Annotated in this window: 9 protein-coding genes; all 9 read left to right on the forward strand. The window is 39.4% G+C overall.

Going from position 1 to position 15,843, the window contains the following annotated elements:
- The coding region (locus ACYPZI_RS11235) for a transposase (RefSeq protein ID WP_459601604.1) at positions 1 to 502 on the forward strand (502 nt) is incomplete at its 5' end.
- 429 nt (positions 503 to 931) lie between these two features.
- Positions 932 to 2,530 carry a DUF6377 domain-containing protein gene (locus tag ACYPZI_RS11240; RefSeq protein ID WP_459601606.1) on the forward strand — a complete coding sequence of 533 codons (1,599 nt, stop codon included), beginning with the start codon at positions 932 to 934 and terminating at the stop codon, positions 2,528 to 2,530.
- Between the two features lie 270 nt (positions 2,531 to 2,800).
- Positions 2,801 to 4,186, forward strand: a complete 1,386-nt coding sequence (locus tag ACYPZI_RS11245; protein ID WP_459601608.1) for an SGNH/GDSL hydrolase family protein — start codon at positions 2,801 to 2,803, stop codon at positions 4,184 to 4,186.
- Positions 4,187 to 4,202: 16 nt separating this feature from the next.
- Positions 4,203 to 6,740 carry a glycoside hydrolase family 38 C-terminal domain-containing protein gene (locus ACYPZI_RS11250; protein WP_459601610.1) on the forward strand — a complete coding sequence of 846 codons (2,538 nt, stop codon included), beginning with the start codon at positions 4,203 to 4,205 and terminating at the stop codon, positions 6,738 to 6,740.
- A gap of 34 nt (positions 6,741 to 6,774) precedes the next feature.
- Positions 6,775 to 9,105 carry a GH92 family glycosyl hydrolase gene (locus ACYPZI_RS11255; protein ID WP_459601612.1) on the forward strand — a complete coding sequence of 777 codons (2,331 nt, stop codon included), beginning with the start codon at positions 6,775 to 6,777 and terminating at the stop codon, positions 9,103 to 9,105.
- A 46-nt stretch (positions 9,106 to 9,151) separates the two neighbouring features.
- The gene (locus tag ACYPZI_RS11260) at positions 9,152 to 10,990 is read left to right on the forward strand and encodes a RagB/SusD family nutrient uptake outer membrane protein (RefSeq protein ID WP_459601614.1); all 1,839 of its coding nucleotides are present in this window, start codon (positions 9,152 to 9,154) and stop codon (positions 10,988 to 10,990) included.
- A 53-nt stretch (positions 10,991 to 11,043) separates the two neighbouring features.
- Complete coding sequence (locus tag ACYPZI_RS11265; RefSeq protein ID WP_459601616.1) at positions 11,044 to 11,499, forward strand: DUF5004 domain-containing protein; 456 nt, start codon at positions 11,044 to 11,046, stop codon at positions 11,497 to 11,499.
- Between the two features lie 11 nt (positions 11,500 to 11,510).
- Positions 11,511 to 12,632: a DUF4961 domain-containing protein gene (locus ACYPZI_RS11270; protein ID WP_459601618.1), complete on the forward strand. Its 1,122-nt coding sequence runs from the start codon at positions 11,511 to 11,513 to the stop codon at positions 12,630 to 12,632.
- Positions 12,633 to 12,665: 33 nt separating this feature from the next.
- Entirely contained in the window at positions 12,666 to 15,839 is a 3,174-nt protein-coding gene (locus ACYPZI_RS11275) for a SusC/RagA family TonB-linked outer membrane protein (RefSeq protein ID WP_459601620.1), read from the forward strand.
- Positions 15,840 to 15,843: the final 4 nt, after the last annotated feature.

Here is a 15,843-nt window from a genome sequence, read left to right on the forward strand (position 1 = left end):
CCGCAGGATGTATTCCAACAAAGTGGATAAGTCTACCGGAGTACTCTACGACCAGATTGGCAAACTGGTTACACCAAAGTCTTTGAAAGAATATCCGGACAAGATTCGAAAGGTCACTTTCCATGACGACGAACAGAACCGGGACTTTGTATTCCTGACAAACAACTTCGACCTTGAAGCAACAGAAGTAGCGCTTCTGTATAAAAAAAGGTGGATGGTGGAGCTGTTCTTTAAATGGGTAAAGCAGCACTTGCGAATAAAATCATTCTGGGGGACTACTATGAATGCTGTAAAAATACAAGTCTATTGTGCGCTCATCACCTACTGTTTGGTAGCCATTGTGGCTAACAAATTGAAAGTAGAGCGTCCGATCTACGAAATCTTACAGGTTCTTGGAATATCCCTACTAGATAAAGCATCTGTAAATGAGATACTTACTGAACACGATTACAAAAACGCCAAAGAACTAAATTATAAACAGCTGAAAATCAGATGGAAATAAGTGCCCAGCAATGATAAGAAAAATATAGATATTTATTATTGACCTGTAATTTAAAATATGTAAATTAAAGATAACTTAGGTCTAATGAAACAATATAAACAAAAGTACAACAAGCATGAGCAATTATTTCTTTCTGATAATTTAGAAGTTAGCACTATTAGAGGGATAAAAGCGAAATATAAAATCGGATGTTACCTCAAATAATTAGCGAAAGAGATTATTTGAGGTTGATTCTTTTATGTGTATTTTGTTGGAGCCGTGAAGAAGAAACATAATTTAAGAGTAATATACCTGCTTATCTTAATGCTATACAAAAAATAATTTTGGAAGAATATAAACAACTACTCAAACTATATGGCAGAAATTAATTGCGGAAGTTGTCACAAAGTAATTGCCAGGTTGAACACACACACTGCCAACTATTTTTATATGAAGACTTTATTTTTTTTATTCAGCTTTATTTGTGTATCTATGAGCACTTTGTCAGCGAATGAAATAGATTCTTTATTGACAGTCTTGGATAAAACAATAGCAGAACGTCCTCTCTACATATCAAAAAAAGAGTCGAAAATAAAGGAGTTGAAGTCCAGACTGGATAACCGGAAATCACTGGATGATGAATATGCAATCAACGAAAGAATCATATCCGAATATCAATCTTTTCAGTGCGATTCAGCCATAGTGTATATAAATAAAAATATTACTATTGCAGAGAAACTGAATAATAAGGAGTATTTATGGCGGGGTAAGTTGTCCTTGTCATTTATACTGAGTATTTCAGGTTTGTTTACTCAGGCTCTGAAGACGTCGAATTTGATCCGGTATGATGAACTTCCAATAGGATTAAGACCATCATATTGTTGGAATTATATCAGGTACTACGAAAATCTTATGAAGTATACAGATGATTACGTATATGAAAGCTCTTATCTGAAAGAAAAGGAGAAATACCGTGATATACTTATTTCATTACTCGACGAGAGTTCTGATATGTATCTAAAGGAAAAAGCATTCAAACTACAGGATGAGGGACAATATAAAAAGACGTATGATATCCTGCTTAGAATATTTTTGAAGCAGGAAGTTTCGACACATGGTTACGCTATGGATGCAATGTCACTGGCAATGGTAAATAAGTACATGAATAACAGTTATCTGGAGGAAAAATATCTGATCTTGGCGGCATTAACTGATATACAATTATCTGTAAAAGAAAATGAGGCTCTCCTTGCATTGGCCATTTATTTATACGATAAGGGGGATATGAACAGGGCATATAATTACATCAGGGTTGCACTGGATGATGCTAATTTCTTTAATTCACGTTTTCGGAATACTGTTATAGCCCGGGTATATCCAATAATTGAAGATACATATCTGTACCGGATCGAACAACAAAAGCATAACCTTAGGGTTTATTCCATCCTTACCAGTTTATTCGTTATTGCTCTTATAATTGCACTATATTTTATTTATAGGCAAGTCAAAATTGTATCCAGAGCCCGGCGAAACCTGAAAATGACAAACGAACAATTAGTCAATGTGAATAGAAAACTTGATGAGGTCAACCTGGTAAAAGAGAGGTATATAGGTGTCTTTATGAACCAGTGCGCTATTTACATCGACAAACTTGACGATTTTAGGAAAAATGTAAACAGAAAAATAAAAGCCGGACAGGTTGATGACCTGCTTAAACTAACCTCATCTTCACGTGATTTGGAAAAAGATGTAGAAGAATTATATAACACATTCGATAGAGCTTTTTTTAAGATATATCCCAATTTTGTGGAAGAATTTAATAGTTTGTTAAAAGAAGATGAACGTTACAGGTTAGGAAAAGACAGGTTGAATACCGAACTGCGTATTTTTGCCCTCATACGTTTGGGCATTAATGATGTGGATCAGATAGCAACATTTCTCCGTTATTCAATCCAAACAATCTACAATTACAAAAGTAAAGTAAAAGGCAAGGCTATCGAAAGCGAAAATTTCGAAAATGAGGTGAGAATGATAGGAAATTTCTCATAAAAACATTCCATAATATCTACTAAAACGATAAAACTGTACTTGTGTATAATCCTTATATATAGATGATTATACTCGATACTATTGAAAAAACATTTACCAAAATAATTACTTCGATATACAGGTAGGCTTTAATTGTACATATATTTGCAAATATAGTTTTCGGGACTTTATACATATCATAAAATACCTAGAGGCTATGGCTTTTATATGCCCATGTTCATTTTTCGCATAAAAAGCCTGATTGTTTTTTTAAACTTAAATCTATAAAAAATGAAAAGTATATTCCTATTTTTCTTATCTATTATTCTGTGTGTGTCTATTGTGTCGGCTCAGCAAATAAAACCTTTCAAAGAAGGTGATCGAGTTGTATTTCTGGGCAATAGTATTACAGATGGCGGACATTATCACTCCTACATCTGGCTTTATTATATGACACGTTTCCCTGATATGAGGATAACGGTTATGAATGCCGGAATAGGTGGTGACCAGGCCAGCGATATGGTAAAGAGGCTCGATGGCGATGTTTTCAGTAAAAGGCCTACTGTATTGATCGCCACTTTTGGGATGAACGATACCGGCTATTTCGAATATAACGGAGACCAACCGGAGAAATTCGCGGATGAGAAGGTAAAAGCTTCTTATGACGCTTATAAACAAATGGAAGCGCGATTCAAAAACCTTGTCAATACAAATATTGTACTGATGGGTAGTTCCCCATACGACGAAACCGCGATAATAGAGGGTAGCACAGCATTCCGCAATAAGAATAAGGCAATGCAGCGAGTTGTCGATTTTCAGAGAGAATCAGCAAAGACTAACGGCTGGCAATTTTTTGACCTCAATCAACCGATGACTACTATCAATCAGCAGTTCCAGCAAAAAGACCCTACATTTACCATCTGTGGCAATGACCGCATCCATCCCGATAATGACGGACACATGGTCATGGCGTACCTGATACTGAAAGCACAGGGGCTTGCAGGAAAAGAAGTAGCAGATATAAATATAGACGCTTCCAATACTTCTGTGATTTCATCTGCAAACTGTGAAATAACTGGCATAAAAAAGAATGCCAGGGGAATAGAATTCGATTATCTGGCCAAAGCTTTACCATATCCTATGGATACGATTGCCCGTGGATGGCAACAAAAGAAAAGCCAGTCGGAAGCTGTAAAAATCGTTCCTTTCGTAGAAGAAATGAATAAGGAAATGCTGACTGTAAAAGGCCTGAAGGGTAATTATAGACTTCTGATAGATGGCGAAGAAATAGGAACATGGTCTGCCAGTGATTTCGCGAAAGGCATTAATCTTGCAACTCTCACCAATACCCCGCAATACCAGCAGTCACTAAAGATAATGTACTTAAATGAAGAACGTTGGGAAATAGAAAAACGCTTTCGTGAATATGCGTGGGTACAATTTAACTTTTTTCTTTCGAAAGGTATAACTGACCTTAATACCCGGGAAGCTATAAAGGTAATGGATGACAATAAAAGTAAAAACGGCTGGCTGAATATGAGGCGTGACCTCTATAGCAAGGCAATGTATCCGGAAGTAAGGACAGCATGGCAGGACGAAATGGATGTACTCACTTCAGCTATTTATGATATCAATTCACCTGTTGTAAGAAAAATTAGTCTTGTAAAAGTAAAGTAAAGAAATCTGGGTAATTATGAGAAGAACAGCCATTATAGCTACACTTATCTTTCTTTCTTTTTGTGGAAAACTATTTCCACAGCAGGCATATTTCGTAGATGGTTATCATGGAGGAATTTATGGGCATTATCCCATGTGGGTTACTCAGTTCATGGTAGATGAACTCAAAAAGCATCCCGAATGGCAGATTGGTCTCGAAATTGAGCCTGAAACGTGGGATACGGTCAGAGTAAAAGAATGGGTAGCTTATAATAACTTCAAAAATATTGTTACAGACAAGAGGGTAGAATTTACAAATCCTACCTATGCACAGCCTTATTGTTACAACATTTCGGGTGAAAGTATTATTCGTCAGTTTGAGTATGGTATAAAGAAAATACACCAGCATTTTCCTGATGTTAGCTTTAAAACTTATTCTGTAGAGGAACCTTGTTTTACAAGTAGCTTACCTCAAATATTAAGGTTATTTGGTTTTCAATATGCAGTATTAAAGTGCCCCAACACTTGTTGGGGTGGCTATACTGCGCCGTATGGAAACGGGTTGCTAAACTGGATAGGGCCTGATGGTACATCTATACTCACAGTACCTAGATATGCCTGTGAAGAGCTCGAAGCTAATTCTACGTGGCAGACAAAAGCGTGGGGTAATTCGGATGCGTATCTCAAAGCCTGTTTCAATTATGGTGTGAAAAATCCGGTAGGAATGTGTTATCAAGATGCCGGATGGAGACACGGGCCTTGGATAGGTTATGGCGACAATATAAAAAATAAATCTATTTATACCACATGGCGGAATTATTTTGAAAATATATCGGATGGAAAAACAGATGATAATTACCATTTCTCACAGGAAGACGTTCGGGTAAACCTCATGTGGGGTAGCCAGGTGCTGCAAAAGATAGCGCAGGAAGTACGTGCATCCGAAAATAACATTGTTATGGCTGAGAAAGTAGGTGCCATGGCGAATATTGAGAATGGCTATATACTTTCACAGGAGGAAATAGACGATGGTTGGCGTACCTTACTGATGGCACAGCATCACGATTCATGGATTGTACCGTACAATCGCCTGAAGAAAATAAGGACATGGGCGGACGAAATCACTTTATGGACGAATAATACAAACAGAATAGCCGGGCAGGTAATCAAAGGGGCTGTTAGCTCTTATCATTCTACAAATAGTTCAAGTACTGGTAATAAAGGATATATCAGGCTATATAATACGCTGGGCATAAAGCGCATTGAGGTTGTTAAAGTAAGTTTACCTCTGTCCGTAACTACAAATGGGATAGCGGTATATAATTCAAAAAAGAGCCTGTTGCCTTCCTATTCTGAACAAATAGGGGACTCCGTTCGCATATCATTTCAGGCTGAAGTTCCGGCTTTAGGATATGCGACATTTTATATATCGGATAAAAAGTTGGGAGAGGATAAAAATACCCCTGTATATATCAATGTCAATGGTGATTATATGCTTGAAAACGATATGTATAAAATCGTTATCGATTCTTCAAAAGGGGGAATAATAAAAAGCCTTATAGCCAAAAAAGAGGGAAATAAGGAATACGTAGATAAAGAGAATAAATTTAATCTGGGCGAACTTAGGGGGCATTTTTATGATGAGGGCAAATTCCATTCTACCATCGAATCTCCGGCTAAAATAGTCATATTGCAAGATAATTATTTGACAAAGCAACTAAAAATAGAAGGTGAAATCGCTTCACATCCGTTTACACAGATTATTACCCTGACTACCGGGCAAAAACGTATTGACTTTGACTTAACTGTAAATTGGAAAAATAACATAGGCATAGGCGAATATAAACAAGGGAATAACTGGCGTGACAACAGAAGAGCATATACAAATGATAAATTTAAATTAAATGTTATGTTTCCTGTACATTTATCGTCAGCCCAACTGTATAAGAACGCCCCGTTCGATGTCTGTGAAAGTAAACTGGATAATACTTTTTTCGGGACATGGGACAGTATAAAGCATAATATTATTCTCAACTGGGTAGACCTTGTACAGAAAGATGGGAAATACGGATTTGCATTACTTTCTGATCATACAACTTCATATTCTTATGGGGAAGATTATCCGCTTGGCCTCACAACTCAGTATTCAGGTATTGGGTTATGGGGGCCCGATTATAAAATTACCCGTCCTTTGAAAATGAAATACGCCATTATTCCGCATACCGGGAAATGGGATCAGGCTTCTATATCAGCAGAAAGCAATAAATGGAATGAGCCTTTGATTGTGTCTTTTCATAAAGATATACCTCTAATTGACAGGCAATTTCTGGATGTGGATAAACCGGGTTATGAAGTAACTGCATTCAAAGTAGAAAATGATAATATTCTGATTAGACTTTTCAATGCAGAAGGAGACGAATCTACCAGAAAAATCATGTTTGGATTTCCTGTTGTAAGTATAGAAGAAGTAGATCTGAACGGGAATATAATATCAAACCAATCAATAAATAAAAATAGCATTTCTATATCTATGCCTCGCTTTGGGTTAAAAACACTATTATTAAAAAAGAACTGACGAAGTAAAACATTAAGAATTTAACTAACTTATTATGTATAAAGTGATAATCACTTCTATCGTAGGTTTGTGTCTGATAATAACAAGTTGTGCATCAGATGTTAAGACCGTAGAAGCCTTTACCCCTTCCGATTATGTTAATCCTTTTATCGGAGCAAGTACCAGTGTCGGTGCTGCCGGATCTTATCATGGTTTGGGAAAAACTTTTCCGGGAGTAACCACTCCTTATGGTATGGTTCAGGTTAGTCCTAATACCATCACAGGGGGGGATAATAGTCCGGGTTACAGTTACGAACATAAGACCATCGAGGGATTTGCATTTACCCAGATGAGTGGTGTGGGATGGTACGGTGATTTAGGAAATTTTCTGGTAATGCCTACCACCGGAGTATTAAAAACTATTGCAGGAAAAGAAGATGGGAGTATAAACGGTTATCGTTCATTATATAATAAAGACACTGAAATTGCCAAAGCCGGATATTATTCGGCCGAGCTTACCGGTTATAACATCAAAGTGGAAGCTACGGCCGCACCTCACAGCGGGATATTAAAATTTACATTTCCCGAACATAAGCAATCGCGGATACAGATAGACCTTGCACGCAGGGTAGGAGGAACTTCTGTTTATCAATATATAAAGGTTGCAAATGACAGTACTATCCAGGGCTGGATAAAATGTACCCCTGATGGAGGTGGTTGGGGAAACGGCGAAGGTAAGACTGATTATACAGTACACTTTTATGCACAATTCAGCAAGCCGCTTAAGAATTACGGATTCTGGAGAGCTGATATCCCTGACGGCTGGAAGCGTAAAATAGAAGAAGTTACGAGTATTCCTTATTTGCAAAGAGTTTCTGAAGCACCTATCATTAAAGACAAAAAGGAACTGGAAGGAAAACATCTCGGTTTCTTTACTGAATTTGAGACACAGAAAGACGAAGTGGTTACGCTGAAAGCAGGAATTTCCTTTGTCGATATGGATGGTGCGGAGAAAAACTTCAAAGCGGAAATGAAGAATAAGGATTTTGATCAGATTCATGAAGAAGCAAAAAAACTCTGGGATAATGAATTGGGGCGTATTAAGATAGAAGGTGGTACAAAAGACGAGAAAATGATTTTCTATACATCCCTGTATCATACCATGATAGACCCGCGTGCCTACACCGATGTTGATGAGCGGTATGTAGGAGGAGACCACAAAATCCATGATGCATCCGATTTCACAAAACGGACCATTTTCAGCGGTTGGGATGTATTCCGCAGCCAGTATCCTCTACAAACAATTATTAATCCTGAGCTTGTCAACGACCAGTTAAACTCTTTGATAACATTGGCTGACGAAAGCGGTCATGAGTATTACGAGCGATGGGAGATAATGAACGCATATTCCGGTTGTATGATTGGCAATCCGGCCTTATCTGTTTTGGCAGATGCGTATGTCAAAGGTATCCGCAATTATGATGTGGAGAAAGCTTATAAATATGCCTTAAACACGTCCAGGATATTTGGCAATGACAAACTCGGTTATACAGGGCCTCCTTATAGTATATCCAATACATTGGAATATGCTTATACCGATTGGTGTATTTCCCGTTTGGCAAAAGAGTTAGGAAAATCTGATGATGAAAAACTATTCTATCAGAAAGGACAGGCTTATAAGAACATTTTTGACAAGGAAAAAGGCTGGTTCCGTCCTAAAAAAGAAGATGGAAGTTGGGAAGAATGGCCCGAAAATGCACGTATCAAAGAGTGGTACGGATGCATAGAATCTAATGCGTATCAGCAAGGTTGGTTCGTTCCGCACGATGTTCCGGGAATGGTGGAACTAATGGGTGGGCGGGATAACGTTATTGTCGACCTGACAAACTTTTTTGGAAAAGCACCTGAAAACCTATTGTGGAACGACTATTATAACCATGCCAATGAGCCTGTACATCATATTCCTTTTCTCTTCAATCGTTTAGGTACGCCATGGCTTACCCAGAAGTGGACACGCCATATCTGTAATAAAGCGTATGCCAACAAGGTGGAAGGCCTTGTTGGAAATGAGGATGTGGGACAAATGTCAGCCTGGTATGTATTAGCCGCGTCAGGAATACATCCTGTATGTCCGGGGGATACCCGCTTGGAGATTACCAGTCCGGTTTTTGATAGAGTAGAATTTAAACTTGACCCTAAATATTTTGAAGGAGATAAGTTTACAATAATAGCCCATAATAACTCTCCGAAGAATATCTATATACTGAAAGCTTTGTTAAATGGCAAAGAGTATAACAACTGTTATATAGATTTCTCTGAAATAGCTAAAGGTGGTATCCTAGAATTGTTTATGGGAGACCAGCCGAATAAGGATTGGGGAGTATAGAGAAACAGTAAAATTAACATTGATCTTAATTTAATATCTTATGCGTATGAAAAACTTTTTCTATTCATTATTAGTAATAATGATATTGTATGGAAATTTTTCCTGTAGCGACTCCAGCTTTCTCGATGAGACTGTGACGACAGACCTTGATTATACTAAGGTCTTTTCGGACAGCGCACTTGTAGAAGGTTTTTTGAGTGAGATTTACCGGGAAATCGGATTTGATATCAAGGGCAATCGTTTCAGTGTGTCAAGATTAGGAGAATCCACCGTCATTCTGGGCGGACTCCAGACTGCATGCGATGAAGCCGAATTCAGAACGTCATCCGAAGTAACAGCTGACTTACAGTTCGCTATGGGAACTGTCAATCCGGTAGTTATAAGCGATGATGCGTGGAAAATACCTTATCAAAACATCCGGAGAGTTAATATTTTTCTTCAGGGAATAGAACAGGCTCCATTGCAGAATGCCCGGAAAGTGCGGCTCAAGGCCGAAGCCCGTTTCCTGCGTGCCTGGTATTACCATATTCTGGTAAGGCATTATGGAGGAGTGCCGTTGATCGGCGATGTAATATATGCCGAGGGCGATGAGTTGAAAAATACACGCGACACGTATGACGACTGCCTGAAATATATTATTCAGGAATGTGAAACTGCCGAAAAAGACCTGAGTGTAAAACCTTCGGGAGTATTATACGGACGTGCCGGAGGCGGTGCCTGCAAAGCCTTAGTTGCCCGCATGAAATTGTATGCTGCCAGTCCGCTGTTTAATGGGAATAGCGATATTATCACCGGAACAGATGTGCCGGCCGAACTTATAGGTTATCCCGAATATAATAAGGAAAGATGGAAAGAAGCTATGGATGCAGCATACAGTTTTCTTACACTGGGGCGGTACCAATTATATGTATTGAATGTAGATCCGAAAAAAAATAATGCATCTGAACCTGGATTTGCATTTTATGCCTTATTCTTTGCATGGGATGCTACCTACAGGCCTGCGTCTCTTGTCGAATCAATATTTGAAGATCGCAGTATAGGACGGGTAGAGAGGGAAACATGGTATTCACCTCCTTCGTTCGGTGGAGGAAATAGTGGATTCCCTTATCAGAATCTGGTAGACACTTACCCGATGAGGAACGGGAAAGCTATAACCGATGCCGGTTCGGGATACGATCCAAATCATCCTTACAAAGGACGCGATCCTCGCTTCTACAACACGATATGTTGCGATTCTACTTTTCTTCCGAATCTGTCAGGAGAACGTATTCTTCGTGTGAATACTTACCTGAATGTAGACGGATCATCATCCGGAAAGGACGCTGTACACCAAGGTACGACTACAGGTTACTATATCAACAAGATGGTTAGTCGGGAATGGGCGGCCAATGCTGTACACGGTACCGGCGAAATAACGCCTCTGATGCGCTATGCCGAAATATATATGATTTACGCCGAAGCAATGAATGAATATAATATAGCTAATGGTGGCGAGTCGGGTATCGTACCTGCAGGAGAAGCCACGTATACTGTATTAAAAGATATCAGGGCGCGGGCAGGAATAGATGCCGGTGCGGATGGTATGTATGGGTTGAAGTCGGATATGACCCGTTTGGAAATGCGTGAAGCCATACGTAACGAAAGACGTATCGAATTTGCTTTCGAAGGTATGCGGTTTTTCGATGTGAGGCGTTGGAAAATTGCCGAACAAACCGATAATCAGATGATGACAGGTATGGAAATACAGTTGAAGGCGAATGGTGGTAAGTCATATACACGTTTCGATGTACGGCAACGGGCCTTCAGAAAGGCTATGTACTTTTGGCCTATTCCGTATTCGGAAACATCCAAAGCACCAACCCTGATTCAGAATCCTAACTATTAATTGAGACTAAGCCTTTTTATGATTCTATAAACAAAGAAAAATAAAATTATAGCATGAAAAAATTAAATATAAAAAAAGCGCTTATACTTTGTTGTGTTATAATATGTACACTCCCTTCTTGCGATAAGTTTAAAGACTCTACGGACTACAATGCTGATGAGCCAGTTAAGGTAATTGCCGGTACCTGGCATATTACTAAGGTGACAAGAAATGGATTGGATATAACGAAAACGATGGATTTTAGCAAATTCAGGATTAACCTCAATGAAGATAACACATATACTATCGACAATTATCTCCCTTTCCTGGTTCGTCAGGGCGGGACATGGAGTGTAAACGATCTCCAGTATCCTACAAAGCTGACATTTAAAGAAGGCGCGGCAGCGGAATCTATGTCTGCTTTCGATTACCAGACGGTAGACGGAGAACGGCAGATAACTCTTTCCTTCGTGCCGGGGTGTTACAGCAATATCTATTCTTATATTTTAAAGAAAGAGTCTAATAACTAAAAATCAATGCCATGAAAATTGAAATTAAAAATAAGATATTGATTAATAAAGTCTTAGGGTGCTTGTTGGTTGTAGCTATTTGTATATCCTGCGGTATAGCCTGGTACGAGAACCATGGAGAAATATTTAAGGATGAATATCAGAATGACAATTCTCCTATCATTTATAAAACAAACTCTGTAAAGGCGGGTGAATATGCCGAATATATCATGTATCTGAAATGCGCGTCAAATTATGATGACGAAACACATCGGCTGGTTGTCGGTATTAACGTTCCAAAAGTATGGACAGATGCCAAAAATGCGACATTGACCTGGGAAAATAATGAAGACTTAGGTACAGAATATAAAATGTCGCTGATTCCTGACGGGACTTCACCTAAAAGCCATGCCGGACTGACATGGAGCCAGGCACTTCTCAATGTAGTAGGAGGTCGTAACCCCAATATATTGGATGATACCCAATGGGTAGTCTTTCAGGCTGATAACCCATGGACAATCTACAATGGAGGAAATGCCTATACCTTGTTTATAAAAGTAAGGATAAAAGTTAAGACCGGTACTGATAACCTGAGGGCAAAAATCGGATTTTTTGCTAATTACGATGGTGATGGTTTTGGTACGGATGAAGATCGCTGGAAAGTAATGTGGGGCGATTGCTTTAATGTGACAGACGGTGAAGGAGCCGAACCTATCGATTTCTGTCAGTATCATTTCTATCAGGCTACTCCGGGGAATGCTACTCAGAATGATATTATTACATTCAAGTATATAGGTGATTATTACAACAATCCATTAATAGATGAAACCGATATTTATCTGAATGCAAAAGCCTATACTACCGAAGGAAATGTGTATACGGTAAACGAGATTTCGGATAAGACAAAGTTGATGAAAGATTCTCAATGGGGAGTCATGTGGAGTACAACGGTTTGGCCAGAAGGATATTTCAACGTTCCCGACAACGAAACAATTTCCCGTATCGAATATTATTTCACAAACAATGACAGAACACTTTATGTCAGCAAGTACGATGATAATGTGGCCGGTGAGATGGCTGAGGGATATGAAGAGGAACTGATACGTCCGGGAAGACCGATAGAGCCGTTCATGTATTACTTTGTTTGTAAATAAAATTAATGTATAAAATTATTAAACCGGAAATTTATGTATAATTCAACATATAAAAAATTAAGCAAGAACTGTTTTCTGCTTATGATTGTGTGGCTGTTGTGGGGATATGGAACTGCGTATGCCCAGGAAAATACGACTGCCGATGCATCCGGCTTATCTGGCATTGTTGTCGACTCGTACGGAAGACCTGTACAAGGTGTAGAAATAGCTGTTAAATCTAACGATAGCAGGGCGATAACCGATGAAACCGGGGCATTCTCTGTCAATGCCGAGAATGGAAATATACTTGTATTCTCTCATCCTGATTATCTGGTAAAAGAAGTCAGGATTACCAAAAGTGCCAGTAAAGACAAGGTCTTTAAAGTAGATATGGCTGATAAAAAACTCAGGAACCCAAATGAACTGGATATCCCTTATGGAAGGACTGTTGATAAAGGAAGCTATCTGGGTGCAGCATCGACTATTTATACGGATGAAATAACTCCGGCGTTATCAGCTAATTTATTGGGTGCTTTGGCAGGCCGGTTATCCGGGCTGTATATCTCTCAGAACAGAGGGTATCGGAATACCTATACTGATGCGGGAATCATTGCGAATAATTTCATAGGCGCTCTGGCCGATGATTCCAAAGTAGGATATAATGATAATACGCAATTCAGTTATATCTTGCGGGGAGCTAACTCTCCGGTCGTAGTCGTAGACGGATTTCAGAATGAAATGTTTAACCTTGATGTCGAGAGTATCGAATCGGTTTCGGTTCAGAAAGACGCGTTGTCATCCATGTTTCTGGGAGGAAGAAGTTCGCGCGGAGTAATGTATATTACAACAAAAAAACCTGTAGGTGAAGGATTTAAAATATCATTCACCGGACGCTACGGCATACAGGAACCTATCAAAACACCTAATCCGCTTCCATCCTACCAATGGGCATATCTATTGAATGAAGCTCTTGTGAATGATGGGAAAAAAGGCTTATATACAGCCAACGATATAGAGTCGTTCCGCAATGGAAGCAGCCCAATAGCATACCCGAACGTAAACTGGTATGATCAACTACTGAAAAACAGTTCGAGTATACAGTCATATAACCTGAATGCTACCGGAGGAAATAAAACGGCTCAATACTTTGTCAGTCTGGGATATTTGTCCGAGGACGGATTACTTCGCAAAGATAAGCAGAACAGCTACAATACAGGCCTTTCATATCAACGCTATACGGTAACATCAAAGATTAATGTAAATGTATTGAATAATCTGAAAATGAGTGCTACCGTAATAGGACGTATCGAAGATGGCAATCAGCCCGGAGAAGGATTGAGTAGCATCATGGACGATCTGTATACACTTCCGGGAGGAATATACCCGATATATAATCCGGATGGGTCTTATGCCGGTAACAACAATTATCAGAACAACCTGATGGCAAAAGCCATTAGTTCGGGATACGTAAAAGATATGATGCGCGATGGATACGGTAACATAGTCATAGATCACGATATGTCGTGGCTTGCAGAAGGCTTGTCGGCCCGTGCTGTAGGTAGTGTTTCATCGCAGAGCCGCAGCGCTTTGTTCCGTAACAAACAAGAGCCGGTATTCCTGTATACGCCATATTCGGATGGATCGGGAGGTGACTATGAACGCTTCGGTTCCACAGTAACCCAACAGAATAATTTTGTCGGTGTATCCAGTTTCCAGCAAATGTTCGGACAGGTTACTCTGGATTATAAAAAGATAATAAATGAATCGCACAGTATAGAAGGTAGTTTAACAGGCGATGTAAAACAGGTATTGGACAATTACCAGTTGCCTGAGGTTCCTGTTAATATCAATGCTGAATTCAAGTATGGTTATCAAGATAAATATTTTGCGCAGGCTGCCGTATCTCAGAGTTACCTGAATAGGTATGCACCGGGTAAAAGATGGGGTACCTTCTACGCTTTCGGACTAGGGTGGGATATAAGTAAAGAGGCATTTATGCAACCGGCCGACTGGGTAAACAAGCTTAAATTGCGCACTGTCTTCGGACAAACCGGGAACAGTATCAGCCGCAGTAACTATTATACATGGAGGCAGCAGTACGATACCGATATCAATTCCGTAGCAAATTATTCCTATCCTCAGGGATCAAGCTATACTTCGTGGTATCAGACTGCGGCACTTGGCCTCATAGAAACAAATAACAGTCTGGCCAATCCGAATCTGACATGGGAGAGAGCATATAAGTTGAATCTGGGGCTAGATGCTAATCTGTTTAACAATAAACTCCTGTTGGAAGCTGACTTTTATAGCGACAAATACTTCGATCTGTTGATGAGCAGAGGTAAAAGCATAGAACTCATCGGATTGTATTATCCGGCCGAAAACATAGGGAAAGTACGTTATAATGGCTTGGATCTGACCCTCACTTATCAGAACAATCTGGGAGCGTTCAACTATTACGTGACCGGAAACTGGAGTATAACCCAGTCAAAAATATTATTTATGGACGAGCAGAATGTTCCCGAAGAATATATGCGGAGGACGGGCAATCCGGTCGGAACCCGTTATGGACTTATCGCCGAAGGATTTTTCCAGACACAGGAAGAGATAGCTAACAGCCCTGTTATATCAGGATACAATATTGTTCCCGGCGATCTGAAATATAAGGATATGAACGATGACGGCGTAATCAACGAATACGACCAGACAATTATAGGCGGAAACAAACCTCTTTCTTTCTTCGGACTGAATTTCGGATTCGAATATAAGGGATTAGAGGTATCAGCATTGTTTCAAGGCGCTTACAATCGTGAAATTTATTTTCCGGACGCAGGCTGGCAATATGCAGTAGGATTCATTAGTTCTGGCAATACATTCAGTCAGGCATACGAGCATGTATTGAGGCGTTGGACTCCTGAAACAGCAGAGACAGCACTCTTCCCAAGGCTTTCTACCAATCCGGAATATAATGTATCTCCAAGTGGTATGACCAATTCTTTCTGGCTGAAATCAGGCAATTATTTTCGTCTGAAGAATCTGAATATTGCCTATACTCTTCCTGATTCGTTTTCAAGAAATTATTTAGGTGGAATGAAGATCAAGATTTTTGTAAGTGGACAGAATCTATGGACACAGGCAGCTTTTGGGTTAGTTGATCCTGAAATAACCGACTACAGAAGCTATCCGGCATTACGTGGTTTCAACACAGGTGTCAATATCAAGTTTTAGTATT

The sequence above is a fragment of the Dysgonomonas reticulitermitis genome, assembly GCF_054601275.1.

Bases quoted from the DNA above. Each gene is read 5' to 3' on its own strand.
- ACYPZI_RS11250 (WP_459601610.1), top strand. From the start codon at position 4,203: ATGAGAAGAACAGCCATTATAGCTACACTTATCTTTCTTTCTTTTTGT.
- ACYPZI_RS11270 (WP_459601618.1), top strand. From the start codon at position 11,511: ATGAAAATTGAAATTAAAAATAAGATATTGATTAATAAAGTCTTAGGG.
- ACYPZI_RS11240 (WP_459601606.1), top strand. From the start codon at position 932: ATGAAGACTTTATTTTTTTTATTCAGCTTTATTTGTGTATCTATGAGC.
- ACYPZI_RS11275 (WP_459601620.1), top strand. From the start codon at position 12,666: ATGTATAATTCAACATATAAAAAATTAAGCAAGAACTGTTTTCTGCTT.
- ACYPZI_RS11255 (WP_459601612.1), top strand. From the start codon at position 6,775: ATGTATAAAGTGATAATCACTTCTATCGTAGGTTTGTGTCTGATAATA.
- ACYPZI_RS11245 (WP_459601608.1), top strand. From the start codon at position 2,801: ATGAAAAGTATATTCCTATTTTTCTTATCTATTATTCTGTGTGTGTCT.
- ACYPZI_RS11260 (WP_459601614.1), top strand. From the start codon at position 9,152: ATGAAAAACTTTTTCTATTCATTATTAGTAATAATGATATTGTATGGA.
- ACYPZI_RS11265 (WP_459601616.1), top strand. From the start codon at position 11,044: ATGAAAAAATTAAATATAAAAAAAGCGCTTATACTTTGTTGTGTTATA.